The following is a 26,861-nucleotide window of genomic DNA, read 5'->3' on the forward strand; positions in this document are numbered from 1 at the left end:
GGGTTCTTCGTCATGCGCCGGCCGCTCCCCGCACCACCGCGGCCAGCCGTTCGAGGGCGGCCAGGCTGTGCCCGGCCACGAAGGCGTCGACGTGCGGCAGCACGGCGGCCATGCCGCCCGCGAGCGGCGCGTAACCGGGCCGCGCCTTGCGCGGGTTGGCCCACACCACGCGGTACGCCAGCCGGTGCAGCCGGCGGGCCTGGGCGCCGAGCAGGGTGACGTCGCCGCGCTCCCAGCCGTCCGACAGCACGACGACCACGGCGCCGCGGGCCGGACCGCGCCGCCCCCACCGGTCGAGGAACGCCCGCAGGGTCTCCCCGAGCCGGGTGCCGCCGCTCCAGTCCGGCACGGCGGCGCCGACCGCGGCCAGGGCGGCATCGGGGTCGCGGTGGGACAACTGCCGGGTCACGCGGGTCAGCCGGGTGCCGAGGGTGAAGACCTCGGTGGCGGGGGCGGCCCGTCCGGCCCGTCCGGCGCGGCCGTGGCGGGCGGCGTGGGCGAAGCGCAGCAGGGCGTCGGCGTACGGGGACATGGAGCCGCTGACGTCGAGCAGCAGGACGACCCGGCGCGGCTTATGCACGGGGGCGCGGCGGCGCAGCACGGTCGCCTCGCCGCCGCCGCGCAGCAGTTCCCGTACGGTACGCCGCGGGTCGACGGCGCCGCGGCGGGACGGGCGCCGGCGGGCGGTGCGGCGGTACTCGCCGCGGAGCGCGAACGCGGTGCGCAGCCGGTGCAGTTCGGCGCGCTCCGCGGTGCTCAGCCGGGCGACGTCGCGGTGGCGCAGCACCTCGGCGGAGCCGGCGCGGGCGGCGGCCGGGGCGGCGGGGCCGGTGCGGTGACCGTCGTCGCCGGGAGCCTCCGCGGCGGGGGCGGTGCCGCGGACGCGGGGCGGCGGCGCGGTACGGGGCCGGGGCGGGGTCGGGGGCGCCGCGCGGTCGCCGAAGTACGCGGCGAACGCCCGGTCGTAGGGCGCCAGGTCCTCACGGCTGCCGCAGAGCGTGAGCCGGCCGGCCCAGTACACCTCGCGCCGCCCGGTGCCGAGGGCGTCCACGGCGCCGAGGAACGCCTGCACCCGCTCGGTGCCGGCCGGCACCCCCGACTCCCGCAGCGCCCGCGCGAATCCGACGAGCACGGCGACGCCGTCGCCCCAGCCGCCCCCGCCCCCGTCCCCTCCCCGCTCCCCCGCCACCGGGCTCAGCTCCCCCGCGCCGCGGCCAGCAGCCCGCGCAGGTCCAGCGCCGCCGCCCGCTCGGTGTCCTCGCGGTACTTCAGCACCGAGCCCAGCGTCGCCACCGCCAGGTCCGCGTCCAGCTCGGTCGCGCCGAGGGCCGCCAGCGCCTCCGCCCAGTCGATGGTCTCCGCGACCCCCGGCGGCTTGACCAGGTCCATGGCGCGCAACTGCCGTACCGCCGCGGTCACCTGGGCCGCGAGGCGCCGCGCCACCCGCGGGCGGCGGCTGCGGACGATCGCCAGCTCGCGGGCGTAGCCGGGGTGGGCGAACCAGTGGTAGAGACAGCGCCGCTTGAGTGCGTCGTGGACGTCGCGGGTGCGGTTGGAGGTGAGCACCACCACGGGCGGGGTCTCGGCCCGCAGTGTGCCCAGTTCGGGGATGGTCACGGCGTACTCCGAGAGCAGCTCCAGCAGGAACGCCTCGAACTCGTCGTCCGCGCGGTCGATCTCGTCGATCAGCAGCACGCTCGGGCTCGTCCGCAGCGCGCGCAGCAGCGGGCGGGCGACGAGGAAGCGCTCGCCGTACAGCTCGTCCTCGAGCCGGCCGGCGTCCGTGACGCCCGCCGCCTCCGCCGCCCGCAGGTGCAGCAGTTGGCGGGGGAAGTCCCAGTCGTAGAGCGCCTGGGAGGAGTCGATGCCCTCGTAGCACTGGAGCCGGATGAGCGGCGCCCCGAGGACGTCGGCGAGGGCGCCGGCGAGCGCGGTCTTGCCCGCCCCGGCCTCGCCTTCGCAGAAGAGCGGGCGGTGCAGGGTCAGGGCGAGGTGGCACGCGACGGCGAGGCCGTCGTCGGGGAGGTAGCCCGTCGCCTCCAGCCGGGCCCGCAGGTCGCCGACGGACGCGGACGGCGCGGGCCGCACGGGTCCGGGCTCCCGCGCGTCGCGGGTGCCGCCGTGCGGCCCGCGCCTCTCCGGCTCCCCCGCCGGTCCCTCACGCGCCACCGCACTCGCCTCCTCCGGCCCCGGCCGCACCGTCCCGGGGTCCCGTCACGCCGGCCCGGCCGCCGCCAGCACCGCCCTGCGGGTGAGCACCCGGGCGAGGTGTGCGCGGTACGCGGCCGAAGCCGACTGGTCCGCCGCCGGGCGCGTGCCCTCGGCCGCGGCGGACGCCGCCCGCGCGACCGACTCCCGGGTGGCCCCGGCCCCGGTGAGCGCCGCCTCGACGGCCGCCGCCCGCACCGGTGTCGGGCCCATGCTGGTCAGCCCGATCCGGGCCTGTGCCACCCGTCCGCCGTCGCGCCGCACCGCGGCGGCCACGCCGACGAGCGCCCACGCCTGCGCCGCCCGGCTGAACTTCTCGTAGTGGAAGCCCCAGCCGTCGTACTTCGGCACCCGGACCTCGGCCAGCAGTTCGTCCGGCGCCAGCGCCGTGGTCAGGTAGTCGGTGAAGAACTCCCGCGCCGGGACGGTCCGGCGGCCCGCGGGCCCGACCGCGGTCAGCTCGACGTCCAGCGCGAGCGCCACCGCCGGCAGGTCGGCGGCGGGGTCGGCGTGGGCCAGCGAGCCGCCGAGGGTGCCTCGGTGCCGGACCGCCGGGTCGGCGACGGTGGCGGTGGCCGCGGCGAGCAGGCCCGCGTGGCGGCGTACCAGCGGGTCGGCCATGACGTCGTGGTGCGTCGTCATCGCGCCGATCACCAGCGCGTCGCCGTCGTCGCGCACTCCGCGCAGCGCCGGGATCCGGCCGGTGTCCACGACCAGGTCGGGGAAGGCGAGCCGCAAGCGCAGCAGCGGCAGCAGGCTCTGGCCGCCGGCGAGCACCTTCGCCTCGCGCCCGGCGGCCCCGGCGTCGGCGAGCGCCTTCACCGCCTCGCCGACCGACTCGGGGCGTGCGTAGTCGAATGCCGCGGGGATCACGCGGAGGCTCCCTTCTCCGCTTGCGCGGCCTGGATCGCCCGCCACACGCGCTCCGGCGTGCAGGGCATCCGCACGTCGGTGACGCCCAGCGCGCGGAGCGCGTCGACGACCGCGCCCACGACCGCGGGTGTGGCGGCGATCGTGCCGGCCTCGCCGACGCCCTTGACGCCCAGCGGGTTGGACGTGGCGGGGGTCTCGGTGCGGTCGGTGACGAACTCGGGCAGGTCGGGTGCGGCCGGCACGTGGTAGTCGGCGAGGGTGCCGGAGACGAGGTTGCCGTCGTCGTCGTAGACGGCCTCCTCGTACAGCGCCTGCGCGATGCCCTGGGCGAGGCCGCCGTGCACCTGGCCCTCCACGATCAGCGGGTTGACGACCCTGCCGACGTCGTCGACGGCGACGTACGACCGGATGCGGACCGCCCCGGTCTCGGTGTCCACCTCGACCGCGCACAGGTGCGTACCGTGCGGGTACGAGAAGTTGTCCGGATCCACGACGTGTCCCGCGTTGATCGTCGGCTCCATGCCGTCGGGCAGGTCGTGGCCGGTGAAGGTCGCGAAGGCGACCTCCTGGATCGTCTTCGCCGCCTCCGGCGACCCGCGCACGGCGAACGTGCCCGCCGTGAACTCCAGGTCCTCCTCGCTCGCCTCCATCAGGTGGGCCGCGACCCGGCGGGCCTTGCGGACCACCTTCACCGCGGCCTCGTGCACGGCGACGCCGCCGACGACGAGCGAGCGCGAGCCGTACGTGTCCATGCCCTGCGGCGCGACGCGGGTGTCGCCGTGGAGCACGTCGACGTCGTCGACGGGCACGCCGAGCACGTCGGCGGCGATCTGGCTCCAGGTGGTGGCGTGCCCCTGGCCGTGCGGGCTGGTGCCGGTGATCACCTCGACCTTGCCGGTGGGCAGCATGCGGATGCTCGCCGCCTCCCAGCCGCCGGCCGCGTAGCGCAGGTCGCGCAGCACCCGGCTGGGTGCCAGGCCGCACATCTCGGTGTACGTGGAGACGCCGACGCCGAGCCGGACGGTGTCGCCGCGCTCGTGCCGCTCGCGCTGCTCGGCGCGGAGCGCGTCGTAGCCGAAGCGGACGAGCGCCTTCTCCGTGGCCGCCTCGTAGTTGCCGCTGTCGTAGGTGAGGCCGGCGACGGTCGTGTACGGGAACTCGCCGTGCCCGATCCAGTTGCGCCGGCGCAGCTCGACGGGGTCGAGGCCGAGTTCCGCGGCGAGTTCGTCCATGACGCGTTCGACGGCGTACGTGGCCTCGGGGCGGCCGGCGCCGCGGTAGGCGTCGGTGGGGGTCTTGGTGGTGAAGACGCCGGTGCAGTGGAAGGCGTAGGCGTCCATCTTGTAGATCCCCGGGTACATGAAGGCGCCGAGGAGGGGGATGCCGGGGGTGATGAGCATGAGGTACGCGCCCATGTCGGCCAGCAGGTCGACCTTCATGCCCAGCAGCTTGCCCTCGCGGGTCGCGGCGACCTCGACGTCCTGGATCTGGTCCCGGCCGTGATGGGTGGCGAGGTAGCCCTCGGAGCGGGTCTCGGTCCACTTCACCGGGCGGCCGAGCTTCTTGGCGACGACGAGCGCGAGGGCCTCCTCGGCGTACACCTGGAGTTTGGAGCCGAAGCCGCCGCCGACGTCGGGGGCGACGACGCGGATCTTCTGCTCGGGGATGCCGGTGACGACGGCGAGCATGAGGCGCAGGATGTGCGGGATCTGGGTGGACGAGTACAGGGTGTACTCGTCGGCGCCGGTGGCCGCGGGGGCGGCGAGGACGGCGCGGGGCTCCATGGCGTTGGGGATGAGGCGCTGCTGCACGTAGCGGCGGGTGACGACGACGTCGGCGCGGGCCCTGGCGGCGGCGTAGTCGCCGTTCACCAGCGGCCAGTCGAAGCAGCGGTTGGTGCCCTTGCCGGCGTGGACGAGCGGCGCGCCGTCGGCGAGCGCGGCCTCCATGTCGAGCACGGGCGGCAGCGGGGCGTAGTCGACCTCGACGGCCTCCAGCGCGTCGGCGGCGGCGTAGCGGTCGCGGGCGACGACGACGGCGACGGGGTCGCCGGCGTGGCGTACCTCGTCGACGGCGAGCGGCGGGTGGTCGGGGTGGACGATGTCCTCGGTGACCGGCCAGGCGCAGGGCAGGGAGCCCAGCTCCCCGTCGAGGTCGGCGGCGCAGAACGCGGCGACGACGCCGGGGCGTTCGCGTACGGCCGTGAGGTCGAGGCGGTCGATGCGGGCGTGCGCCATGGGGCTGCGCAGCACCGCCATGTGGAGCGTGCCGGGCTGCGTCAGGTTGTCGGTCCAGCTCGTCCGCCCGGAGATCAGCCGGGCGTCCTCCTTGCGCGGCTCGGATCGGCCGACGGCGGGCGCGGCCCGCTCCGCGGTGGTCATGTCGCGTCCTGTTCGCCGGTGCCGGCGTCCGCCGCGGCCAGGACGGCGCGCACGATGTTCTGGTAGCCGGTGCAGCGGCAGAGGTTGCCCTCCAGGCCGCGCCTGACCTCCTCGGCGGTCGGATGCGGGTTGGCCCGCAGCAGGTCGCGGGCGGCGAGGATCATGCCGGGGGTGCAGTAGCCGCACTGCAGCCCGTGCTCCTCGTGGAAGGCCCGCTGCAGCGGGTGCCACCGGCCGTCGGCGGCCAGCCCCTGGATCGTCGTCACCTCCGCCCCGTCCGCCTGAACGGCGAGCATCGAGCAGGATTTGACGCTCGCCCCGGCCACGTCGACCGTGCAGGCACCGCAGTTGCCGGTGTCGCAGCCGACGGGTGTGCCGGTCAGGCCCAGGCGGTCGCGCAGGTAGTGCACGAGGAGCAGGCGCGGCTCCACGTCGTCCTCGTAGGTCGTGCCGTCGACGGTGACCGAGATGCGGCTCATGTGCCCTCCCCGGAACGGACGGGTCCGTGGCGCTGTGATGTGCGCCACTGTAGGACCGCATCCGGGGCGGGGGAACAGGCCCGTCGTACGGGACCCCGGGCTCAGGCGACGGTGACCGGGTGGCGGACGACCGCGTCGAAGAGGTAGCCCTGGTCGTTGTGGACGGTCTGCACCGGCTGGGTCCTGCCGCGTACGTCGGTGGCGCGGGCGCGCAGCTCGGCGGGGCCCGGCCGCTCCGGCCGCCAGGCGGCCGACCAGCGCACCCAGCCGTCCGCGCGGGGGCGGTCGACGAGCGTCGCGCGGCGCCAGGTGGCGCCGCCGTCGGTGCTGACCTCCACGGCCCGCACCCCGCCCGCGCCGGACCACGAACGGCCGGTCAGGCGGTGTGTCTCACCGGCGGCGAGCGTGGCGTTCCAGGGGAGTTCGAAGGCACTCTTGAGGGTCTGCCGGCTGAGCGGCGGGCTGCCCCCGGGCGGGTAGGAGGTGCCGAAGAGGCGGTAGAAGTCGGTGTTCCACGGGGAGTACAGCGGCTCGGCGGAGACCTGCACGTCCCCGACCCACTTGACCGAGGAGATCCCGACCCACGAGGGCACGAGCACGCGCACCGGGTGCCCGTGGTCGGCGGGCAGCGGCTCGCCGTTCATCTCGTAGGCGAGGAGCACGTCGTCCAGCGCCTTGGCCACGGGCAGCGGGCGGCGCACGTGGCCGAGGCTGACCCCGTCCACCACGTACTCGTCGTCCAGCCCGCTCGGCATCACGTCGACCGCGCGCCGGGTGAGCCCGGCCCGCCGCAGCACGTCGCCCAGGCGGGCGCCGCGCCAGCGCGCGACGCCGATGGCGCCGAGGGTCCACGCCGTACCCGAGACCGTGCCGCCCTGCTGGGTGGCGAAGAAGCTGCGGCCGTTGCCCGCGCACTCCACGAACGCGGACCGGGTCGCGGCGGGCAGCGCCTTGAGGTCGTCGAGCCCGAACTCCGCCTCGCCGCCGCGCAGTCCGTCGCCCCAGACGCGCAGGCTCCAGCCGGCGGCGTCGAGCACGGGAGTGGCGGTGTGGTTGCGGACGAAGAAGCGGTCGGCGGGTGTGTGGTAGCCGGTGTCCTTCAGGGCGGGCCAGTTGGTCTCGGCGTTGGTGCCGCGGACCGTGAACAGCTCAGGCGGCAGCGGCTTGACGATGCCGGCGGCCCGGGGACCGGCCGGCGCCGCCCCGGCGGGCGCCGCGCCGAGCGCGCCGAGGGCGCCGGCCCCGCCGGCGGCGGCGATGAGCCGCAGCATGTCGCGCCGGGCGACACCCGGGGTGCGGGCGTCTCCGTCGAGCCACTGGCGCAGGCGGCGGCGGTCGTACGAGGTCTCGTCGAGCGGCGGCGATGCTGGCATGACGCCGATCATCCGGGCGCCCGGCCGCGGAACGCCATTGCCCGACGATGAAGAACTCGTGAAACCGCCCGGAGGGTGCACGGGCCGCGACCCGGCTCGCGCACGCACCGAAACGGGGCGCGAGGGGCGAGCGTGCGTGCGAGGGGCGAGCGGGACGGAACGCGCCTGCGGGTGAATTGGCGGCGGGGGGCGCTTGGTTGGGCGCGGCGCGGAGCAACTTCCGGCCGTGACCCGGGAGAACACACCGCGCGCTCGCGCCGTTCCACGCGCCGCCGCCGTACGCGCCGCCGTGGTGCTGGCCGCGCTCGCCGCCGTCGGCCCCGCCGCGGCCGGCGCGGCGCCGGCCGCCGCCGACGCCCCGCGGACCGCCGCCGTGCGGGGGTGGGCCCTGCCCGGCGACGGGTGCGTGCGCGTCGGCGAGGACCTGCCGCTGGAGGAGCTGGGACGGATCGCCCGCGAGCAGGGTGTCGGGGAGGCGGTGCGGCGGGGATGCGGCCGGAAGCCGCCTCCCACGACGCCTCCGCCGCCGGCCCCCGCGCCGCCGCCGGCTCCGACACCCGCGCCGCCCCCTCCGTCCCGTACGCCGCCTCCCCCGGTGCCCGCGCCCGCACCGCCGGAACCCGCCGCGCCCGCGCAGCCGTCGCCCTTCGTGCCCGTACCACCGGCGCCCGCACCCTCGCCCAGCCGCACGCCGAGCCCCGAACCCAGCCCCACCCCCACGCCTTCGCCCTCGCCCACGCCCTCGCTGCGGCCGATCTACCACGAGCCGCCGCCTCCCGAAGTCGACGAGGGCACCTCGCCCGTCACCAGGATGCTGCTGTTCGTCGCCCCCGCGATCCTCGCCGCCGCCGCGCTGGGCGGCTCCGGCGCGGCCCGTAACCGTTCCTGACCGCCCCGCAGCCCGACCGCCGGAGGCAGCCCGTGTCCGAATGGCTCATGCTCACCCTCGCGATGTCCGCGGCCATCGCGGTCGTCGTGCTCATCACCGTCCTCCGGCACCGCCGCCCCGACGAGGAGTTCGACCCCGACGAGACCCCCGACGTCATCGAGTACATGACGATGATGATCGGGGTGGTGTACGCGATCGTGCTGGGCCTGGCGATCGCCGGCGTCTGGGAGGCCAAGAGTGGCGCGGAGGACTCGGTGCGGCGGGAGGCGTTCGCGCTGCACGAGGCCGACGAGCGGCTCGCCGGGTACCCGGCCCCGGTGCGCGGTGAGATCCGCGCGGACATCGCGGCCTACGTCCGGTACGCGGTGCACGAGGAGTGGCCGGCGATGCAGGGCGGCGAGGGGCTGAGCGAGCGCGGCGACGAACTGCTGGACGAGGTGCGCCGCGCCCTCTTCGCGTACGCGCCGAAGACCGACGCCGAGAACCGCGCCGCCTACACGCTGGGCGACCAGATCGCGGCGGCCGAGGAGGCCCGCAACGAGCGGGCGTTGAACTCGGGGCCCACGATGCCCTCGCTGGTGTGGTTCGGGCTGATCTCCGGCGGTCTGGTCGCCATGGGGATGGTCTTCGCGCTGCAGATCCAGCGCTCGGCGCGCGAGTTGATCCTCGCGGGGCTGCACAGCGGACTGCTGGCGTTCCTGCTCTTCCTGGTCTGGGAGTTCGACCAGCCCTACGTCCGCGACTCGTCGGGCATGCTGGAGCCGTTCACCACGCTCTTCCCCAAGGCCGCCGGCTGACGCCGCCCGGCTACGGGCAGCGCACGACCTGGCCCGCGTACGACAGGTTGCCGCCGAAGCCGAAGAGCAGCACCGGCGCGCCGGAGGGCACGTCGCCGCGCGCCACCAGCTTGGAGAACGCCAGCGGCACGCTCGCCGCGGAGGTGTTGCCCGACTCGGTGACGTCGGTGGCGACGACCGCCTGGGGCGCGCCGAGGCTGCGGGCGAGCGGCTCGATGATCCGCAGGTTCGCCTGGTGCAGCACGATCGCCGCGAGGTCGCCCGGGTCCACGCCGCCGCGCTCGAGGACGCCGCGGGCGATCGGCGGCAGCTCCTTGATGGCCCAGCGATAGACGGCCTGGCCCTCCTGCGCGAAGACCGAGGGCGTGCCCTCGATTCGCACCGCGGGCCCCATCCCGGGCGCCGAGCCCCACACCACGGGGCCGATGAAGCCCGCCTCTGCGGGGCCGGCCGCGGGGGCGACCACGGCGGCGCCGGCACCGTCGCCGGTGAGGACGGCGGTCGAGCGGTCGTTCCAGTCGGTGACCCCGGTCAGCTTCTCCGCCGCGATGACCAGGGCGCGGCTCGCGGCGCCCGCGCGGATGGCGTGGTCGGCCTGGGCGAGGGCGTGGGAGAAGCCGGAGCAGGCGACGTTGACGTCGATGGCGGCGGGCGCGCGGATACCGAGGCGGTCGGCGACGCGGGCGGCCATGTTGGGCACCTTGTTCTCCGCGGTGCAGGTGGCGACCATGACGAGGTCGACGTCCTCGGTCTTGGTACCGGCGCCGGCCAGCGCCTTGGCGGCCGCGTGCGCGGCCATCATGTCCACGGTCTCGTCGTCGGCCGCGACGTGCCGGGTGCGGATGCCGACCCGGCTGCGGATCCACTCGTCGCTGGTGTCGACGAACTCGGCCAGGTCGTCGTTCGTCAGCACCTTCCCCGGCTGGTAGTGGCCGAGGGCGAGGATCCGCGATCCGGTGGTCATGGGCCGCCTCCGCTGGGGTGACTGGTCGTAGGGTGCCCTTCGAGTCTGCCGGGTGCGCCGGGAGTTGGGCAGTGGAGATCCGTCAAAGCGGCGGCGCGGGTCTTTGGCGGCATGTGCCATTGCCGCGCCGCCGCCTCGTGGTCCGGGACGCCGCTACGTGAGGGACTGCGGGTAGTCCGTGATGATGCCGTCGACGCCGAGTCCGGCCATCTTGCGCATCGCGCCGGGCTCGTCGACGGTCCAGACGTTGATGTCCATGCCCAGCTCGTGGACGCGGTCGACCAGGGCCTGGTCGGTGATGGTGTACTGCGGGTTGACCTGGTCGGCCCACGCGCTCAGCGCGACCAGCTCGGCTTCGGTGGGGCGGTCGGCGTCGAGGAAGCCGATGGGCACCTCGGGCATGAGGTTCTTGAAGCCCTGCGCGTCGTCGGTCTCGAAGGACTGCACGGCCAACTGGTCCCGGGCCAGCGCGCGCCGCACGTAGGCCGGCCTGTCCTGGAGCAGCTCGGCGAAGTCGGCGGGCAGGCTCGCGTCGTAGTGACCGCAGGGGCTGATCTCGGCCAGCAGGCCCGACTTGCGGTCGATGATGTCGATGACGCGGTCGACGGTGATGATCGGCTCGCCCGCGTACCGGTCGGAGAACCACGAGCCGGCGTCCAGGCCCCGCAGTTCGTCCCAGGTGAAGTCGGAGACGCGGTAGCTCGGCCGCCCCGGGTAGACCTCCTCGATGTCGGTGGTCCGCTCCATGGTGCAGTCGTGGAAGTTGACGAGCTTGCCGTCCTTCGTGCGCTGCACGTCGATCTCGACGAAGTCGGCGTCCTGGCGGACCGCCAGCCGGGTCGCCACCGCGGTGTTCTCGGGCGCCACGCCGGAGGAGCCGCGGTGGGCGATGACGTCGGGACCGGCGGACGCGGCCTGGGCGCCGGACGCGCCGGCGAGGACGCCCGCGGCCGTCAGGGCCGCGAGGACGGGCGCCGCCCGCAGCAGGGATCTCACGAGCTTCACAATTGACCTTCGCTCTCGTGGTGTTGGTGGTGCTGCCGAGGCTGAAGACGTGACGTTAAACAAGGCGGACGATCACGTAAAGAGGCCGTGGTCGGGACATGACGATGCTTGCCCGGGGGTGTTCCGGATGCTGGGATGCGGTGTGCGCGCACGGACCCGGTGGACGGCGGCGCGCCGGAGAGGCGGAGCGATGCGGAGCGTACGGCGCGGCGGGAGGCCGGGCGGTCTGGTGGTGCTGGCGGTGCTGGTGACGGCGCTGGGGGCGGCGTGCGGTGGGCCGGGCAGGCAGGCTCCCGAGCCGGACGACGGGCCGCGGGAGCAGGAGGCGCGGGAGGCCGGGCGGGCGCGGGAGGAGCCGCGGGCGCGCGGGGACGGGGCCGGGCGCGGGGCGCACGCCGTGGGCGTGGCCACGTACAACGTCTACCTCGGCGCCGACCTGCAGCCCCTGTTCTCGGCGGGCAGCAGGGCGGAGCTGGTCGCGCGCGCGGGCGAGGTGTACGCGGCGATGGAGGCGACGGACTTCCGCGAGCGCGCGACGGCACTCGCCGACGTGCTCGCGGCCCGCGGGCCCGAGGTGGTGGGGCTCCAGGAGGTGGCCCGCTGGGAGAAGGGGCCGGTGGGCGGCCGGCTGACGGTCCGTTACGACTTCCTGCGTCTGCTGCTCGACGAGCTGGCCGCGCGCGGCACCCCCTACCGGGCCGTCGCCGCGAACGACAACTTCACCGGCCGGCTGCCCGTCTCGGCCACCGAGGAGGCGCGGTTCACCGACCGGGACGTGATCGTCGTACGGGACGGGCCGGCCGCCTCCCGGCCGCGTACGGCGCACGTCACCTCCGCGGCGTACGGGGCGAGGGCCGTCCTGCCCTCGCGCATCCCGGGGTTCTCCTTCGAGGTGCCGCGCGGCTGGTCGGCCGTGGACGTCACGGTGCGCGGCGGGACCTTCCGCTTCGCGAACACCCACCTGGAGGCGTTCGGCACCCCCGACGTGCGCGCCGCCCAGGCCCGCGAGCTGGCCGCCGCGCTCGCGGACTCGCCCCATCCCGTCGTCCTGGCCGGCGACTTCAACTCCCGCCCCACGGACGCCGCCGGCGCCTACGGGATCCTCGCGGAGGCCGGCTACGCCGACGCCTGGACCGCCGCGGGCGGCGACCCGGCGGGCGGCTGGACGGCGGGGCAGAGCGGGTCGCTGCTGGCGCCGGACGAGCTGTCCCACCGCATCGACCACGTGCTGTACCGGCCGCACGGGGTGCGGGCGGTCGCGGCGGAGGTGGTCGGCGGCCGGGAGGCGGACCGCTCGACGCCGACGGGGTACTGGCCGTCCGACCACGCGGGCGTGGTCACCGAACTCCGGCTCGGCGGCGGGCGGTAGCGGGGGCTTCGGCGCACGCCCCCGCGAGCCCGTGACGACGGACGCAGCGGAGCCGAGCCACGCCGCACGGGGCGGGGCGGTGCGGGCGCCGTGGCGTCACAGGCCGACGTGCACCGGACCGCCGTGCCGGTCGGCGCCCGCCGCCAGCCGCCACGGCACCCGGAAGACCCGGCCGGGCGAGGCCGGCCACGGCAGCGTGCGGCGGCCGAGGATCCGGCCGTCCTGACGCACCGTCACCCGCGGCACGCGGACCAGTTCGCCGGACCACAGCAGCAGCCGCCCCCGGGGTGGCGGCGGGTCACCGGGGCGCAGCAGTCCGGGCGCGACCCAGCGGAACGGCGCGTCGGCGACCAGCGGCACGCCGGGGCCCGGCGCCGCCTGCTGCCCGGCGAGCGCGCGGAGCACCTGGTGCGCGACGTGCCGCCCGTCGAGCGCGGCGACGTCGGCGGTGTCGGCGGGGTGCAGCACGTTGCCCGCGGCGAACACCCCGGGCGCGCTGGTGCGCAGCGCGGTGTCGGTGAGCGGCGCGGCGCTGCCGGGGGCGAGGTCGAGGCCCGCGGCGCGGGCCAGTTCGTGTTCGGGGACCCAGTCGCCGGTGAGGACGAGGGTGTCGCAGTCCACGGTGGTACGGCGCCCGGTGTCCAGGTGCTCGATCTCGACCCCGGTGAGCCGGCCGCGGCCGACGATCCGGACGACGCGGGTCCGGGTGGCGACGGGCACGCCGAGCGCCAGCCGCCCCGGGTGCGTGAACGCGGCGTACGACTCGGGCACGTCGTGCTCCGTCGTCATCAGCACCGTCCGGCAGCCCGCCGACCGCAGCGTCAGCACCGCCGACCAGCTCACCGGCTCGGCGCCGACGACGACCGCGCGCCGGCCGGGCGTACGGCCGTGCAGGTGGACCAGGTTCTGCAGCCGGCCGGTGGTCAGCACGCCCTCGGGCCGGTCGCCGGGGATGAGCCGGGCGGGGCGGGGGCGCTCGCGGGCGCCGGTGGCGAGCACCACGGCGCGGGCCTCGACGCGCAGCAGCCCTCGCGGGGTGGTGACGTCCAGGGCGCGGTCGCCGGCCCAGCCGGTGACGGTGGCCTCGGTGCGGATCGTGGCGCCCGCGGCGGCGGCGCGGGCGGCCAGGGTCCGCGCGTAGCGGGGACCGTCGAGGACGCGGTGCAGGTCGCGCATGCCGTAGCCGGTGTGGGCGCTGTGCCGGGGGATGCCGCCGGGTGCGCGCTCGCGGTCGAGGACGAGGACCCGGCCGGGCGGCAGCCGCGGTGCCAGCCGGGCGGCTGCGGTCAGCCCGGCGGGGCCGGCGCCGACCACGACGACGTCGGGGGTGAGGGTGGTGCTCATCGGCCGGGCTCCGCTGCGGGGTCGAGGACGGTGGTCGGGCGCGTACGGGGGCTCACCGGCCGGCCGCCAGCAGGGCCTCGACCTCGGCGGCACAGGAGAAGCCCTGGCAGCGGCCGTTCATGGCGCGGGTGCGGCGGCGCAGCCCGTCGACGCCGGCGGGTGGCAGCGGGGAGCGCAGCGCGTCGCGGATCTCGCCCTCGGTGACGCGCTCGCAGAAGCAGACGACGCGGCCGTACGCGCCGTCCCGGGCGATCAGCTCCTCGTCCCGGTACGGGCGCCGCGCCGCTTCGCCGAGGTTCGGCATCCGCGGCGGTTCGGGGAGTTCCGTACGCGGCACGAGGGCGAGGCCGGCGGCGGCGAGCAGGTCGCGGACGTGTTCGGCCAGGGCCAGGGAGGCGGACAGGCCGGTGGAGCGGATGCCGCCGGCGAGCAGGTAGCGCCGTTCGGCGTCGCTCTCGACGAGGTAGTCGTCCCGGTCGATCGCCGCGCGCAGCCCCGCGTACGCCGCCGTGACCTCTTCGCGCAGCAGCCGGGGCATCAGCCGCTCCCCCCTGTCCAGCAGGAACGCGTAGCCGGCGGCGGTCGTCGCGGTGTCGCGGCGGTCCGCGACGTCCTCGGCGGTGGGGCCGAGCATGACGTTGCCGTAGATGGTGGGGCTGATGAGCACGCCCTTGCCGCGGGAGGTCGGCACCGGCAGCACGATGCGCGGCGCGAGGGGGCGGGCGAGCTTGTCGTAGACGAGCAGTTCGCCGCGGCGCGGGGTGACGGTGAAGCGGTCGTGGCCGAAGAGCCGGTCGACCGTGTCGGCGGCCAGGCCCGCGGCGTTGACGACCCAGCGGGCGGTGACGTCGCCCCCGGTGGTGCGCAGGGTGGTGGCGTCCTGGCCGGTCTCGGCGGCCTCGACGCGGTGGCCGAGGAGGACGGCGGCGCCGCGCGCCCGCGCCTCGGTGGCCAGCGCCAGGGTGGTGGTCCAGGAGCAGATCACGGACTCGCCGGGGACGGCGAGGCCGCCGAGGGCGCCGGGGCCGAGCGCGGGGACCTGCGCGTAGACCTCCGCGGCGGTCAGCGGCGCGCAGTGCTCGTAGCCGTTGGCGACCGCCTTGTCGTGCAGCCGGGGCAGGGCGGCCAGTTCCTCGTCGGTCCAGGCGACGAGGAGGGCGCCGGTGCGCTCGACGGGGATGCCGGTGGCGTCCGCGTACGCGGACAGCAGGGCGTGGCCGCGGCGCACCAGGCGGGATTCGAGGGTGCCGGGGGTGGCGTCGAAGCCGGTGTGGAGGATGGCGGTGTTGGCCTTGCTGGTGCCCTCGCCGACGTCGTCGCGGGCGTCGAGGAGGGCGACGGACAGCTCGTGGCCGGCCAGTTCGCGGGCGACGGCGGCGCCGACGACGCCGGCGCCGATCACCGCCACGTCGTACGGTGCCGCCGCCTCAGCCACGGCCGTCCTCCCGCGGGGCGGTGCGCCCGGTCGCGCCGTCCGCCGGTCCGGGGTCCTGCGGTCCGGGGTCCGCCTGCCCGGAATCCGGCGGTCCGAGGTCCGCCGGGTCGGCCGCCGGCGCGTCCTGCCGCGGCAGCGCCGCGCCCGCGGCCGTACGCCAGCGGTCGAGGAACTCCTCCGCCCGCGCCCGCGGCCAGCGCGGCTCGTACGTCCTGCCGGGCGTCCACCGCGGCACCGCGTCCGCGGCCGACAGCTCCGGCTCCAGCGCCATCCGGGCCAGCGCCGCGGCGCCGAGCGCGGTGGCGTGCGGCGAGGGGTAGACGTCGACCGGCACCTGCGAGAGGTCGGCCTGCGCCTGCATCAGCGTGCGGCTGCGGGTCAGCCCGCCGTCCACCCGCAGCCGGGTGAGCGGGCCGCCGAGGTCGGCGGCGACCAGCGCCGTCACCTCCGCCACCTGGGCGGCGACGCCCTGCAGCACGGCGAGCACCAGGTGCTCGCGGCGGCTGGCCAGCGTCAGCCCGGCGAACGACGCGGTGGCCTCCGAGCGCCACCAGGGCGCGGCGAGCCCTGCGAACGACGGCACGCACACCACCCCCGCCGCGTCCTCGGCCGCCGCCTCGTCGAGCTCGGCCGCCGAGCCGACCAGGCCCAGCTCGGTCAGCCAGCGCACCGCGGAGGCCGCGGTGTACACCTGGCCGTCCACGCAGTACGGGGTGGCGCCACGCGCCCGCCAGGCGACCGACGTGGTCAGCCCGGAGCCGGAGCGCACGGCGGCGCTGCCGGTGTTGGCCAGGAGGAACGCCCCGGTCCCGTACGTGCACTTGGCGGTGCCCGCGGTCAGGCAGCCCTCGCCGAAGAGCGCGGCCTGCTGGTCGACCACGAGCCCGGCCACCGGCACCTCGGCGCCGAAGGCGGCGGTGGTGCCGGCGACCTCGTCGCAGGCCACGATCCGCGGCAGCTCCGCGGGGTCGAGCCCGAAGAGGGCGACCAGCTCGGGGTCCCAGTCGACGGCGTCGAGGTCGAGCAGCAGCGAGCGGCTGGCGGTGGCCGCGTCGGTGACGTATGCGCCGGTGAGGTGGTGCAGCAGCCAGGTGTCGGTGGTGGTGACGACGCCCTCGCGGGCGCCGTTCTCGCGCAGCCAGGTCATCTTCGGCGCGGAGAAGTACGGGTTGAGCACCAGCCCGGTGCGCCGGGCGACCCACTCGGCGGCGTCCGCGCGCGCGTCGCACTGCCGCTGCGCGCGCGAGTCCATCCAGCTCACCGCCCGCGACAGCGGCTTGCCGGTGGCGCGGTCCCAGGCGAGCACCGTCTCGCCCTGGTTGGCGAGCGCCACCGCGTCCACCGGCCGGCCCGCGGCCTCGACGGCCTGCCGCCCGGCGGCCAGCACCGAGGAGAGCAGTTGCGCCGGGTCCTGCTCCACCCCGCCGCCCGGCAGGTGGTCGGGCGTCACCGGTACCTCGGCGAGGGCGAGGATGCCGCTGCTGCCGCTGCCCCCGCCGTCCCGCGCCCCCGGGTCGACGACGAGGGCCTTGGTGCCGGAGGTGCCCTGGTCGATGGCGAGCACGGTCGTCATGGCGGGGCGGGCCTCCTACGTGCGGTGGGCGTGGGCGGGTTCCGCGGACGCGATCAGATGGTCCATCAGGGCGAGCAGCACGCGGCGCACCGACTCGCGCTCCCGGGCGTCGAACATGATGATCGGGGTGCCGGGCTCCCTCAGGGTGAGCGCATCGCGGATCTCCTCCGGATCGTAGTCCTGCTCGCCGTGGAAACAGTTGGCGGCCACGACGAACGGCAGGTCGCGGCTCTCGAAGAAGTCGACCGCGGCGAACGAGCGGTCCAGTCTCCGGGTGTCGACGAGCACCACCGCGCCGAGCGCGCCGCGCAGCAGGTCGTCCCACATGAACCAGAACCGCTCCTGGCCGGGCGTGCCGAACAGCATCAGCACCGCCACGTCCAGCGTGATCCGGCCAAAGTCCATGGCCACGGTGGTGGCGGACTTCTGCTCGATGCCGGACAGGTCGTCCACGCCCACCCCGGCCGCGCTCAGCCGCTCCTCCGTGCGCAGCGGTGTGATCTCGCTGACGGCGCCGACCGCCGTGGTCTTGCCCACTCCGAACCCGCCGGCCACGAGGATCTTCACGGGTGGGAGGTAGGCGTCCCAGACGGCGTCCGGGGCCCGGGTGTCAGGCTCGCTCAAGGCCGCTCCTGATTCGTCGGAGGAAATCGATGTTCATGGCGTCGGGATCGCTCATCGGCGGTCTGTGCTCGATGAGCCCCTGCTCCAGCAGTTGGGCGAGGAGGACGGCGGCGGGCGTGAGCCGCATCTCCAGACGCGCCGCCAGCTCGGCCACCGCGATGCCGGGCCCCGCGCACAGCCGCAGGATCGTCTGCCACTCCTCGGGAATGCTGCGCGCGTCGTCGGCCAGTACGGCGGCGCGGACCGTGGAGTGCATCGTGAACTGCTCACCGGACGCCCGGTCCGTGCGGGATCCGGTGAGCGCGAACGTCCGCGTTCTGCGCGTTCCCCGTGGCGCGCTCATTACCGGATGCGAGTCCTGCGGGCACCCACGCCGAGCTGGTGCTTGAAGGCGCGGGCGACACGGACGGTCTCGCGCATGGCGAGGCCGATGGACTCCGGTCCTGAGGTGTAGACGACGAGGGTGCTGCCGTTGCCGCAGGCGGTGAGGATGAGGTGGCTGTGCTCCATGGTGATGTTCAGGTGCAGGACGGAGCCGCCGTCGACCGGCATCGACAGCCCGTCGGCGAGGCTGGCGAGGCCGGAGCAGGCGGCGGCGATGGTCTGGACGTCGTCGCGGGTCCAGTCCAGGCCGTAGCCGCAGAGGGCGAGGCCGTCGTCGGCGAGCAGGACGAAGCCGGTGAGGGCCGGCACCAGTTGCAGGTTGTCGCGGAGGTTGTCGAAGACGGCCGCGTCCTCCGGGCTCGCGGGGATGACGTTCTTCACGTGCCTGAGGCTGCTCATCGGTCGCTGTCTTCCTCCGGGTCGGTCAGGGCTTCCTGAAGCTGGGTGAACGCCGACTCGATGCTGTCGAGCGGCCGTCGGTCCATGGCGGTGGCGGGCCGGCGCCTGCCGTCGCGCAGTTGGCCGGCCATGCTGGTGCCGGGTACGCGCTGGGGCAGCCCGCCGACGCGGGCCGCGGGGCGCTCGGGGGCAGGCTCGGCCTCGCGGGGCGACTCGGTCGCGGTCTCGGGGGTGGCGGGGGGCAGGGGCAACTCCTCGGTCGGTTCGTACGCCGGTTCCGGGGCCGGCGCGGCGGCCGGTTCCGGGGCGGGTTCCGGGTGGGGCTTCTTGACGCGTACGGGGAGGGGCTCCTCGGCTCGTACGTGCTCGGTGAGGGGGTCCGCGGCGGCCCCGGGCCCGGCGCTGGGCGCGACCTCCGCGGGCGCCGCCGGCGCCGTGGGCCGGCCCTGGCGGCGCGGCAGGCCGTGCCGTTCCGGGGCCGGCACGTCGTCGTCCGCGGGGCGGGGGGGTGCCACGCCGGGCGCCGGGTCGATGGGGCGTACGGGACCGGCGGGACCGCCGGCCCGCGCCGGCTCGCGGCGTACCAGCCCGGCCGCCGTCGGCTCGCGCCGCTTCGCGGGGCGCGGCCCGGAGCGCGCCGGCAGCGGCTTGCGTGCCGGGGTGCGGTCCCCCAACTGCTCCGGGGCGCCGGTCAGCAGCGCGGACGGGATCAGCACCACCGCCAGCACGCCGCCGAAGCGGCCCTGCTGCAGCGTGACCCGTACCCCGTGGCGCTGCGCCAACTGCCCGACGACGAAGAGGCCGAGCTGGTCGGAGGACTTGGCGAGCACCGAGTACGGCGGCGCGTCCAGCAGCCGCCCGTTGAGCGCCTCGAAGAACCAGCTCTCCGGCGCCCGGCCCTTGTCCTCGACCTCGATGGCGACCCCGGTGGCGGTGTGGGTGGCGCGGACGAAGACCTCGTAGCCGCTGGGCGAGTAGGTGGTGGCGTTCTCGATCAGCTCGGCGATCAGGTGGGTCAGTTCCCCCGCCACCTCGGGCACCACCCACGCCTCCGCCTGGAACTCCTTGGTGACCTGGGCGAAGCCGCGGGACTCGCCGGCCGCGTCGACGATCAGGTTGGCGATGTGCACGGGCTCGGTGTGCGGGCCGACGACCGAGCCGCCGGAGAGCACCAGCAGGTTCTCCAACTGGCGGCGGACCCGCACGGTGAGGTGGTCCAGCTCGTAGAGCTCCGCCAGCAGCGCGGGGTCGGTGTCCGCGTAGCGGTGCTGCAGTTCGTCCAGCGTGTGCAGCACGTTGACGATGAGCGTGACGGCCCGCAGGGTGACGCCCTCGGCGAACTTCTCGAAGCCGAACCGCTCCTCGTGCACCATGCGCGCCGCGTCGACCACTTCCTCCGCGAGCCGGGCGACGACGTTGGAGATCTCGCCGAACTCGTCGGTGGCGGCGACCTGCCCGGGCAGCACCGACAGGTCGACGTCCTCGCCGCGCTGCAGCCGGACGATCATCTGCGGCAACTGCCGGCGGGCGACGGCCAGCGCGCTGGAGCGCACCTCCTCGGCCCGGCGGACGATGGCGCGGCTGATCCACAGCACGATGAGGAGGACGATCGCGACCAGCACGACGCCGCCGGCGGCGGTGACGTACGCGGTCATCCGCAGCTCGCCGGCCCGGTCGTCGGCGTCGTCGGCCAGCGCCTGGATCCGGGCGGTGGCCAGACCCGCGAGGCTCGGGCCGAGGCGCTCGTACGTCTGCTGCCACCCGGCCGCCGCGGCGGGCAGGACCACGGGGCTGCCGGACTCGCGGCTCGCGCCCAGCACCGCGTCCTCGATACGGGACTTCTCGGTCCACTCCGCGGAGGTGGTGATGGCGTCGAAGCGCGCCTTCTCCCCGCTGGGCAGCAGCGGTCCGGCCAGCATCTCGTACGCGAACCACTGCATGCCGACGGACTTGGCGAAGCGGGAGTGGTCGGAGGCGGGCAGCCGGCCGTCCTGCGCACCGGCGAGCAGCGTGTCCTGGATCGCCAGTGCCTCACCCGCGTGCAGCAGGCCGGCCAGCGGGCGGGAGCCCTCGGAGAGGCTGGCGTCGTGGGCGCGCAGCCGGGTGTGCACGGTGATGATCTGCTCGATGGTGAGGGTGTACGCCTGGAGCACCTTGTCCCGGTTCCCGGAGCGCTCGGCGGCCTGTTCGCGTACCCCCTCGAGCACCGCGACGCTGCGCAGGGCTTCCTGGAGGGGCGGGCGGGCGGCGGCGTCGGGTGCCTCCTCGGCCACCTCGCGGAGCGCGACGGCGGCCTCGTCGGTCAGCGCCTGCTGGTTGCCGAGCTGCGCGGCGTTGACCGGGCCGCGGGCCCAGTGCAGGGCCGTCATCCGGCGCTCGGCCTGCAGTTCGGCGACGAGCGCCAACGACGGCTGCTGGAGCTGGTCGAGGGTGTCGGCGTAGTCCTGTACGGCCGCGGCCCGGTTCAGCTCCCGGACGGCGCCGACCGCGGCCAGGGCCGCGAGCCCCGCCGTGACGACCGCGGCCAGGATACGAAGGAGCGTACGCAGGCGCATGGGGCGCCCGGCTTGGGCGGGGGGAGTGGTTGCGGACATCGGACCTCACGGAGCACTGGTCGTTTGCGGTCGGGGCGGCGCGCCGGGCCGCCGCCGGTGCTGCGGCGGCCCGGCGCGCGTCACACCAGGTCCTTGCCGAGCTCTGCCATCTCGGGGTCGGCGGTGTAGACGGGTGCCTTGTACGAGCGCTTGCCGGCCACCCACCACGAGACGGTGGCCAGCAGCAGGACGGCGGCCAGGGCCACCGAGGCGTAGTTGAACGTGTCGACGGTGACCGGCGACGCCTGCGGCAGGCAGAAGATCACCGTGATCACGGCCACCCAGCACACCGCGACCCAGCCGATCAGCGAACTCCACCGGCCCAGGTGCCACGGGCCGCGCACGAAGCGGTGCTTCGCGCGCAGCCGCAGGTAGATGGGGATGGCGTAGGCGGGGGTGATGCCGATGACGTTGATGGCCGTGACCGCGCCGTACGCGGTCGCCGAGTACAGCGACGGCAGCGCCAGGCAGAACGCGACGGCCACCGACAGCATGACCGCCCGGGTGGGCACGCCGGTGCGCGGTGACACGCGGCGCCACGTCTTGGAGCCGGGCAGCGCGCCGTCGCGGGAGAAGGCGAAGACCATGCGCGCGGTGGCGGCGGTCTCGGCGTTGCCGCAGAAGAGCTGGGCGCAGATGACGATGAGCAACAGGGCCTTGGCGCCGCCCTCTCCGATGGCGTCGATGAAGATCTGCGCGGGTGGCACGCCGGTCGCGGAGTCCTGGGTGCCGACGTAGTCCTGGATGGCGAACGTCAGCCCGGCCAGCAGCACGAAGCCGGCGATCCAGGAGACCCAGATCGCGCGGACGATGCCCTTGGCGGAGCTGACCTGCGCCTGGGTGGTCTCCTCGGACAGGTGGGCGGAGGCGTCGTAGCCGGAGAAGGTGTACTGGGCGAGCAGCAGTCCGATGGCGGTGACGTAGAACGGGTTGTTCCAGCCGGTGTCGTTGTTGAACTCGCCGAAGACGAAGCCGGCCGACTGGTGGTGGTCGGGGACGATGATCAGGACGCCGACGATGATCGCGACGCCGGCCAGGTGCCACCAGACGCTGATGGAGTTGAGGATGCTGACGACGCGCACCCGCAGCAGGTTCAGCGTCATGTGCAGCACGAGGATGACCGCGAAGATCACCAGGGTCTTCTCCGCGGTGGGCTCGAACCCCCACTGGAGGTTGAAGAACGCGCCGATGAACAGGGCGCAGCCGTAGTCGATGCCGGCGATGGCGCCGAGCAGGCCGAGGAGGTTGAGCCAGCCGGTGTACCAGCCCCAGCGGGGGCCGCCGAGCTGGTGGGCCATGTAGTAGAGCGCGCCGGAGGTGGGGTACGCGCTGGTCACCTCGGCCAGGCCCATGCCGACGCAGAGCACGAAGAGGCCGACGATCACCCAGCCCCACATCATGACGGCCGGGCCGCCGGTGCTGAGCCCGAAGCCGTACAGGGTCATGCAGCCGGAGAGGATCGAGATGACCGAGAAGGAGATGGCGAAGTTGCCGAACGGGCCCATCCGCCGCGCGAGTTCAGGCTCGTAGCCGAGATCGCGGAGGTGGGCGTCGTCGTCCTTGCGCCGGGATATGCCGGCGGTGCTGACCGGCGCTTGTGACATGGGGTGATACCTCCGATGGGGATGTCAGGGGCATGACAGGCAAAACGGACAGACCCGCCGGGTCACCCGCTGCCGAGGGCCGTCGACCGGGCGCGTAAGAACTCGGCCTCGGCCAGGTCCTGCCGGTCGGGGTCCTCGGTCACGTACGCCCAGGGCAGGAGGGTGGCGTACGGCCCGAGGCCGGTGAAGACGCGGGCGGCCTCGCTGTGTTCGCGGGCAGCGCTGAGCGCGTGGGCCAGGTGGTTCAGGTCCAGCACGGAGCGCACGTCGGCGTTCGTGAGGTCGAACCAGCCGTCGAGGGCGCGCAGCGTGTCGCGCATGATGTCCTCGCGGGCCCACTGGCGGTGCACGAGCGCGTCGCCGCGCCCGCGGCGGCGCTCGAAGTGGTAGTGCTCGGCGTGCGCGAAGAGCGGGAGCACGAGCAGGGGGGAGGCGAGCGGGGCCCAGGAGCCCACCCAGCGGGCGAAGTCCATCGCGTACGCCTGCGAGCCGCCGGAGGCGGAGCAGATCTGCAGCACCCGGTGGTACGCCTCGCGGTTGTACCGGTCCCGCTTGACGACCTCCTCCAGCAGTCCCCACGGCCCGTACGGCAGCAGGTTCTCCGGCGGCGCCACCCGGTGCTCGGGCCGCTGCTGCCGCACGTCGACCTGCGCCAGCGCCAGCAGGCAGACCCACGGCACGGGGTCCCCGGGGTGCAGCAGCGCCGCCTCCCGGCACGCCTGCCGCGCGTCCTCCTCCAACTGCCCGGCGCTGGGATGCCGTTGCCGGTGCGCCTGCACGGCCCGCCCGACGGCGACCCGGGCCAGCATCATCCGCGCGTCGGCGCTCTCCGGCTCCTCGTCCAGCCAGATCTGCACCACCGCCGACTTGGCGGCCACCACCCCGAGCACCTGCGACCGAGCGGTACGCGCCGCCCAGTCGGCGCCGGTACGGGCCAGCAGCGCGCGCATGGACATCCACCGGCCGACGCGCAGGTCGTCGACGACGGCCCGCAGGTCGTCGTCGAGCCCGGCGAGATGGTAGACGGGCCGGAAGTCCCCGCCGCGCCCGGAACCGCGGGCCATCACCACCCCCCGCGCTGCGGACGGCGGGGCGCGCCGAGGCCGGGACACGGCGACAGGGAGCGTAGCGGGCCGGCTAAGCGGGCGCGCCTCGGTGGCAGCCATGCGATGTTCATCGAAACCTCGGGCACGCGCACGGGAGTCGTGCGTGGTTCTGGTGCGCGGCTTTCCAACGGACGTTCAAGATGGGGTCGAGGGGATCGTAGCGACAGAAGGGCGTTCTGTGTAATCAACCGGGGATTGTTGCCGACTAGCAACGCAAGGTCTGGACCACCAACCCCCGTCCGACGCCTCGTACATGGGCGTGCGAGCTCCGCCCGCCGCGGTGGCCGTGACGGGCGGCGCTCCTGCGGGCCGGTGGGATCAGTCGGTGAGCGGGCGGCGGCGGCGCGTCGTGTAGAGGGCGGCGGCGCCGGCTGCGGTCATGGCCGCCGCCGCGGCGATCAGGGGGGTGGTCGGGGTGCCGTTGCCGGTCTCGGCGAGGGAGTCGGTGCCGCCCACCGAGGCCGGGGTGCCGGTGGTGGCCGCGGAGCCGCCGGTGGACTGGGTGCCGCCGGAGGTGGGGTCGTCGCCGGGGAGTTCGGCGTTCTCGTCCAGGGTGACGGCGAGGCTGACCGGGTCGAGGGCGGCGCCCGGGTCGTAGAAGCCGCCGAAGGCGCCCGCACCGGCCTCGGTGAGGGCGGCCGGGACGTCGGTCAGGTGGACGACGTCGTCGGTGGCCGTCAGCTCGGCCGGGTCCAGTTCGAGGTCGGCGACGGCGACGTCGTCGCTCTCGGTGACCTCGCCGCTCTCGCGGTCCTTCGACGACACGTCCGCGACCAGCGCCGCGCCGGCGCCGTCCGCCTGCACCTTCAGGTCGCTGAACTTCAGGTCCAGCGCGTACGTGCCGCCCTCCTCGTGGGCGAGGAAGCGCACGGTGCCGCCGAACGCCGCGTCGAGCGACGGCTCGTCCGCGTCGAACTCCCCCTGTCCGTCCGGGAAGCGGAATCCGTCCGGCTGCTCGGTGGCGCCGTCCGAGACCTCGATCCTGCCGTGGCCGATCGGGCCCGTGACGTAGTCGCGGAAGCTCTTCTTCACGCCCCAGTCCAGGCGCCCGTCGACGATCGCGCCGGGGGCCTGCGGCGGCTGCTCCGTACCGCCGGAGGCGTCTCCGGTGGTGTCTCCGGTGGTGCCCGTGGTGCCCGTGGTGCCGCCCTGGTCGCCGCCGCCGCTCGCGCCCCCTGCGCCGGTGCCGCCCGTGCCGCCGGTGCCGCCCGTGCCGCTGCCGCCGTCGGATCCGCCGGACGCGGTGCCGCCGGTGCCGCCGCCGTCGTTCGCCGGCTTCACCGACAGGGTTGCCGGGTCGAGCGCGGTGCCCTCCGCGTACATGCCGTTGAAGGCCTCCGCGCCCTCCGCCGTCAGCGTCGCCGGGATGTCGGCGAACGTCATCGCGCCGTCCGCGCCGTCGCCCGGCCGCACGTCGGTGAGGTCGAGGTCGGCGAACTCCACGTCCTGCGCCGTCGCACCGGCGGCCGTGACGTCGGCCGTGATCGCGCCGGTGGTGGCGTCCTGGGTGGTGAGCTTGACGTCGGCCAGCTTGATGTCGAAGCCGTGGCGGGTGGAGGCGAAGCGCACGCTGCCGTCGAAGGCCGTGTCGACGGCGTGCGTGCTCCCGTCGTACGTGCCCGTGCCGCCGGTGAAGGTGAACGGGCCGTTGTCCGGGGCTTGTTCCGCGCCGTCCGCGGTGGTGATCTCGCCGTGCGCGGTGGTCACGACGTACGTGCGCCAGGACTGCTTGACCCCCCAGGTCAGCTTCCCGTCGGTGAGGTCGACGGCCGTGGGGCCGCCCGCCGCGCTGTCGGCCGCGGCGGGCAGGGCCAGCGCGACGGCGCCGAGGGCGGTCGCGGCGGCGATGGCTGCGGTGAGGCGCAGCGGGGTGACGGTCATCTCGCGGATCTCCTTGGACATGTCGGTGTGTCAGTCGGACGTGCCGGGCTTCCCGGCGGCATCGGTGGCTTCGGGGGCGGCCGGCGCGGCGGGCGCGTCGGGGCCGACCGGCGCGGTGGTGCGCAGCCGACGCCGGCGCACCAGGGCGTAGGCGACCAGCGCCGCGAGCAGCACGCCCGCTCCGCCCACGCCGAGCGGCACGGCGGGCGACGTGGACGACGAGCCGGCCGGCTCCGAGCCGGCCGCGGCGCGCGCCTCCTTCGCCGGCTCCGCCTGCCTCGGGTTCGGGTTCGGGCTCGGGTCGCTGCCCAGGTCGGGCAGGGCGGGCAGCCGGGCATCGGCGTCCAGCGCCACGGCGACGGACACCGGGTCCATGGCGGTGCCCGCCTCGTACATGCCGCCGAAGGCCCGCGCGCCCTCGGCGGTGAGCTTCGCCGGCGCCTCGGAGACGGAGACGAGGCCGTCCTTCGCCGTCAACCGCCCGGCCGTGAAGGTGACGACGGGGACGGCCCCGGCCGTGGTGCCGTCGTCGGCGACGTCCGCGACGAGCGTGCCCGTGCCGTCCTCGACGGTGACGGAGACCTCGCTGAGCCGCAGGTCGAGGCGCTCGCCGGTGAAATGCAGGGTGCCGGCGAAGCCGGCCTCCAGCCGCTGCTTCCGCGCGTCGTACGAACCCTCCGCGGCCCCGAAGCGGAACAGCGCGCCGCCGTCCTCCGCGCCCCCGCCGAGCCGCCAGTTCCCCTGCGCGACGGGGCCGGTGACGTAGTCGCGGAAGGTGCGGCGCACACCCCAGTCGACGGCGCCGTCCACGATCTCGCCGGGGGCGGCCTGGCGGCCGTTCCCGGCGAGATCGCCGGCGGAGCCGCCCTCGGGCTTCTCCGACGGCTCGGGATCGTCGTCGGAGCCGGCCGCGGGCGGGCGTACGTCGACGGACAGACTCACCGGGTCGAGTTCGGTACCGGCCGGGTAGTAGCCCGCGAAGGCGCGTTCGCCCTCGGCGGTGAGGGTGGCGCGCACGCCGTCGAGGGCGACGGGACTCCCGCCGCCGCGCATGTCGAGTCCGCCGAGGTCGAGATCGGCGAGCGCGGCCTGTGCCGAGGTGCTCATCCGCCCCGTCTCGCGGTCCTTGCTCGCGACGTCCGCGTGCAGGGTGCCGCGGCCGTCGGCGATGCGGACGGTGAAGCCGCGCAGGGTCATGTCGAGGCGGTGGGTGCCGTTCTCCTCGTGCCCGGTGAATCGCACGCCCCCGCCGAACGCGGCGGTGAGCGCGCCGGTCTCCGGGTCGTACGAGCCGGTGGCGGAGTGGAAGCGGAATCCGGAGGCGGCGCCGTCGAGCAGCGTCCACTCGCCCTGCGCGATGGGGCCGGTGACGTAGGTGAGGAACGACTCCTTGATGCCCCAGTCGAGCCGGCCGCCGTCCACGGTGCGCGCCGCCGCCTGCGCCGGCGGCGCGGCGGCGACGTCGGCGCCCACGGCAAGACCGCCGGTGAGCAGCGCGGCCGCGGCGGCGGCGGCGAACCTTCTGCCCGGCTGCAGGGTGGCGGCCAGGGCACGCAGGCGCCGCAGCATGGATCCCCTC

General features: G+C 75.4%; 22 protein-coding genes. 3 read left to right on the forward strand and 19 right to left on the reverse strand.

Annotation, left to right across the window (positions count from 1 at the left end; all coding sequences use genetic code 11):
- Positions 1-10: 10 nt before the first annotated feature.
- The 6 genes from O7599_RS02530 to O7599_RS02555 form a co-directional block, all read right to left on the reverse strand.
- Complete coding sequence (locus O7599_RS02530) at positions 11-1,189, reverse strand: VWA domain-containing protein (RefSeq protein ID WP_281620411.1); 1,179 nt, start codon at positions 1,187-1,189, stop codon at positions 11-13.
- A gap of 5 nt (positions 1,190-1,194) precedes the next feature.
- Positions 1,195-2,169 carry a MoxR family ATPase gene (locus O7599_RS02535; RefSeq protein ID WP_281620412.1) on the reverse strand — a complete coding sequence of 325 codons (975 nt, stop codon included), beginning with the start codon at positions 2,167-2,169 and terminating at the stop codon, positions 1,195-1,197.
- 45 nt (positions 2,170-2,214) lie between these two features.
- On the reverse strand, positions 2,215-3,081 hold the full coding sequence (locus tag O7599_RS02540; protein WP_281620413.1) for a xanthine dehydrogenase family protein subunit M: 867 nt from the start codon (positions 3,079-3,081) through the stop codon (positions 2,215-2,217).
- On the reverse strand, positions 3,078-5,462 hold the full coding sequence (locus tag O7599_RS02545) for a xanthine dehydrogenase family protein molybdopterin-binding subunit (RefSeq protein WP_281620414.1): 2,385 nt from the start codon (positions 5,460-5,462) through the stop codon (positions 3,078-3,080). Before O7599_RS02545 ends, O7599_RS02540 begins: the two co-directional genes overlap by 4 nt.
- Entirely contained in the window at positions 5,459-5,941 is a 483-nt protein-coding gene (locus O7599_RS02550; RefSeq protein WP_281620415.1) for a (2Fe-2S)-binding protein, read from the reverse strand. The genes O7599_RS02545 and O7599_RS02550 overlap by 4 nt, the downstream gene beginning before the upstream one ends.
- Before the next feature lie 101 nt (positions 5,942-6,042).
- Positions 6,043-7,326 (reverse strand): sulfite oxidase, encoded by a 1,284-nt coding sequence (locus O7599_RS02555; protein WP_281620416.1) that lies wholly within the window; start codon positions 7,324-7,326, stop codon positions 6,043-6,045.
- A gap of 214 nt (positions 7,327-7,540) precedes the next feature.
- Here O7599_RS02555 and O7599_RS02560 point away from each other — a divergent pair, with 214 nt between their 5' ends.
- Positions 7,541-8,203, forward strand: coding sequence for a hypothetical protein (locus O7599_RS02560; protein ID WP_281620417.1), 663 nt, complete (start codon positions 7,541-7,543; stop codon positions 8,201-8,203).
- Positions 8,204-8,235: 32 nt separating this feature from the next.
- A complete protein-coding gene (locus O7599_RS02565) occupies positions 8,236-9,000 on the forward strand; it encodes a DUF4239 domain-containing protein (RefSeq protein WP_281620418.1) in 765 nt (254 codons plus the stop codon).
- A 10-nt stretch (positions 9,001-9,010) separates the two neighbouring features.
- On the opposite strand, the gene O7599_RS02570 is transcribed toward O7599_RS02565, so the two are convergent.
- On the reverse strand, positions 9,011-9,964 hold the full coding sequence (locus tag O7599_RS02570) for a beta-ketoacyl-ACP synthase 3 (RefSeq protein WP_281620419.1): 954 nt from the start codon (positions 9,962-9,964) through the stop codon (positions 9,011-9,013).
- A gap of 153 nt (positions 9,965-10,117) precedes the next feature.
- Positions 10,118-10,969, reverse strand: coding sequence for a glycerophosphodiester phosphodiesterase family protein (locus tag O7599_RS02575; protein ID WP_281620420.1), 852 nt, complete (start codon positions 10,967-10,969; stop codon positions 10,118-10,120).
- A gap of 190 nt (positions 10,970-11,159) precedes the next feature.
- Here O7599_RS02575 and O7599_RS02580 point away from each other — a divergent pair, with 190 nt between their 5' ends.
- Positions 11,160-12,338, forward strand: a complete 1,179-nt coding sequence (locus tag O7599_RS02580) for an endonuclease/exonuclease/phosphatase family protein (protein ID WP_281620421.1) — start codon at positions 11,160-11,162, stop codon at positions 12,336-12,338.
- Between the two features lie 96 nt (positions 12,339-12,434).
- Here O7599_RS02580 and O7599_RS02585 read toward each other — a convergent pair whose 3' ends face one another.
- The 11 genes from O7599_RS02585 to O7599_RS02635 form a co-directional block, all read right to left on the reverse strand.
- On the reverse strand, positions 12,435-13,682 hold the full coding sequence (locus O7599_RS02585) for an FAD-dependent oxidoreductase (protein ID WP_281620422.1): 1,248 nt from the start codon (positions 13,680-13,682) through the stop codon (positions 12,435-12,437).
- Positions 13,683-13,734: 52 nt separating this feature from the next.
- Positions 13,735-15,117, reverse strand: coding sequence for an NAD(P)/FAD-dependent oxidoreductase (locus O7599_RS02590; RefSeq protein WP_281620423.1), 1,383 nt, complete (start codon positions 15,115-15,117; stop codon positions 13,735-13,737).
- A complete protein-coding gene (locus O7599_RS02595) occupies positions 15,110-16,690 on the reverse strand; it encodes an FGGY family carbohydrate kinase (protein ID WP_281620424.1) in 1,581 nt (526 codons plus the stop codon). The genes O7599_RS02590 and O7599_RS02595 overlap by 8 nt, the downstream gene beginning before the upstream one ends.
- 15 nt (positions 16,691-16,705) lie before the next feature.
- Positions 16,706-17,314 carry an ATP/GTP-binding protein gene (locus O7599_RS02600; RefSeq protein WP_281620425.1) on the reverse strand — a complete coding sequence of 203 codons (609 nt, stop codon included), beginning with the start codon at positions 17,312-17,314 and terminating at the stop codon, positions 16,706-16,708.
- Positions 17,301-17,657: a DUF742 domain-containing protein gene (locus O7599_RS02605; RefSeq protein WP_281620426.1), complete on the reverse strand. Its 357-nt coding sequence runs from the start codon at positions 17,655-17,657 to the stop codon at positions 17,301-17,303. Before O7599_RS02605 ends, O7599_RS02600 begins: the two co-directional genes overlap by 14 nt.
- On the reverse strand, positions 17,657-18,097 hold the full coding sequence (locus O7599_RS02610) for a roadblock/LC7 domain-containing protein (protein ID WP_281620427.1): 441 nt from the start codon (positions 18,095-18,097) through the stop codon (positions 17,657-17,659). The genes O7599_RS02605 and O7599_RS02610 overlap by 1 nt, the downstream gene beginning before the upstream one ends.
- Positions 18,094-20,652, reverse strand: a complete 2,559-nt coding sequence (locus O7599_RS02615) for a nitrate- and nitrite sensing domain-containing protein (RefSeq protein WP_281620428.1) — start codon at positions 20,650-20,652, stop codon at positions 18,094-18,096. Before O7599_RS02615 ends, O7599_RS02610 begins: the two co-directional genes overlap by 4 nt.
- 119 nt (positions 20,653-20,771) lie before the next feature.
- A complete protein-coding gene (locus O7599_RS02620; RefSeq protein ID WP_281620429.1) occupies positions 20,772-22,295 on the reverse strand; it encodes an amino acid permease in 1,524 nt (507 codons plus the stop codon).
- Between the two features lie 62 nt (positions 22,296-22,357).
- On the reverse strand, positions 22,358-23,359 hold the full coding sequence (locus O7599_RS02625; protein ID WP_281620430.1) for a hypothetical protein: 1,002 nt from the start codon (positions 23,357-23,359) through the stop codon (positions 22,358-22,360).
- Positions 23,360-23,719: 360 nt separating this feature from the next.
- Positions 23,720-25,282 (reverse strand): HtaA domain-containing protein, encoded by a 1,563-nt coding sequence (locus O7599_RS02630; protein ID WP_281623258.1) that lies wholly within the window; start codon positions 25,280-25,282, stop codon positions 23,720-23,722.
- Positions 25,283-25,312: 30 nt separating this feature from the next.
- Positions 25,313-26,851, reverse strand: coding sequence for an HtaA domain-containing protein (locus O7599_RS02635; protein WP_281620431.1), 1,539 nt, complete (start codon positions 26,849-26,851; stop codon positions 25,313-25,315).
- Positions 26,852-26,861: the final 10 nt, after the last annotated feature.

The sequence above is a fragment of the Streptomyces sp. WMMC500 genome, assembly GCF_027497195.1.
Lineage (GTDB): Bacteria > Actinomycetota > Actinomycetes > Streptomycetales > Streptomycetaceae > Streptomyces.

Coding starts and splice junctions, on each gene's coding strand:
- O7599_RS02545 (WP_281620414.1), bottom strand. CDS start 5,462: ATGACCACCGCGGAGCGGGCCGCGCCCGCCGTCGGCCGATCCGAGCCG.
- O7599_RS02550 (WP_281620415.1), bottom strand. CDS start 5,941: ATGAGCCGCATCTCGGTCACCGTCGACGGCACGACCTACGAGGACGAC.
- O7599_RS02555 (WP_281620416.1), bottom strand. CDS start 7,326: ATGATCGGCGTCATGCCAGCATCGCCGCCGCTCGACGAGACCTCGTAC.
- O7599_RS02570 (WP_281620419.1), bottom strand. CDS start 9,964: ATGACCACCGGATCGCGGATCCTCGCCCTCGGCCACTACCAGCCGGGG.
- O7599_RS02580 (WP_281620421.1), top strand. CDS start 11,160: ATGCGGAGCGTACGGCGCGGCGGGAGGCCGGGCGGTCTGGTGGTGCTG.
- O7599_RS02585 (WP_281620422.1), bottom strand. CDS start 13,682: ATGAGCACCACCCTCACCCCCGACGTCGTCGTGGTCGGCGCCGGCCCC.
- O7599_RS02595 (WP_281620424.1), bottom strand. CDS start 16,690: ATGACGACCGTGCTCGCCATCGACCAGGGCACCTCCGGCACCAAGGCC.
- O7599_RS02605 (WP_281620426.1), bottom strand. CDS start 17,657: ATGAGCGCGCCACGGGGAACGCGCAGAACGCGGACGTTCGCGCTCACC.
- O7599_RS02610 (WP_281620427.1), bottom strand. CDS start 18,097: ATGAGCAGCCTCAGGCACGTGAAGAACGTCATCCCCGCGAGCCCGGAG.
- O7599_RS02615 (WP_281620428.1), bottom strand. CDS start 20,652: ATGCGCCTGCGTACGCTCCTTCGTATCCTGGCCGCGGTCGTCACGGCG.
- O7599_RS02620 (WP_281620429.1), bottom strand. CDS start 22,295: ATGTCACAAGCGCCGGTCAGCACCGCCGGCATATCCCGGCGCAAGGAC.
- O7599_RS02625 (WP_281620430.1), bottom strand. CDS start 23,359: ATGGCCCGCGGTTCCGGGCGCGGCGGGGACTTCCGGCCCGTCTACCAT.
- O7599_RS02630 (WP_281623258.1), bottom strand. CDS start 25,282: ATGACCGTCACCCCGCTGCGCCTCACCGCAGCCATCGCCGCCGCGACC.
- O7599_RS02635 (WP_281620431.1), bottom strand. CDS start 26,851: ATGCTGCGGCGCCTGCGTGCCCTGGCCGCCACCCTGCAGCCGGGCAGA.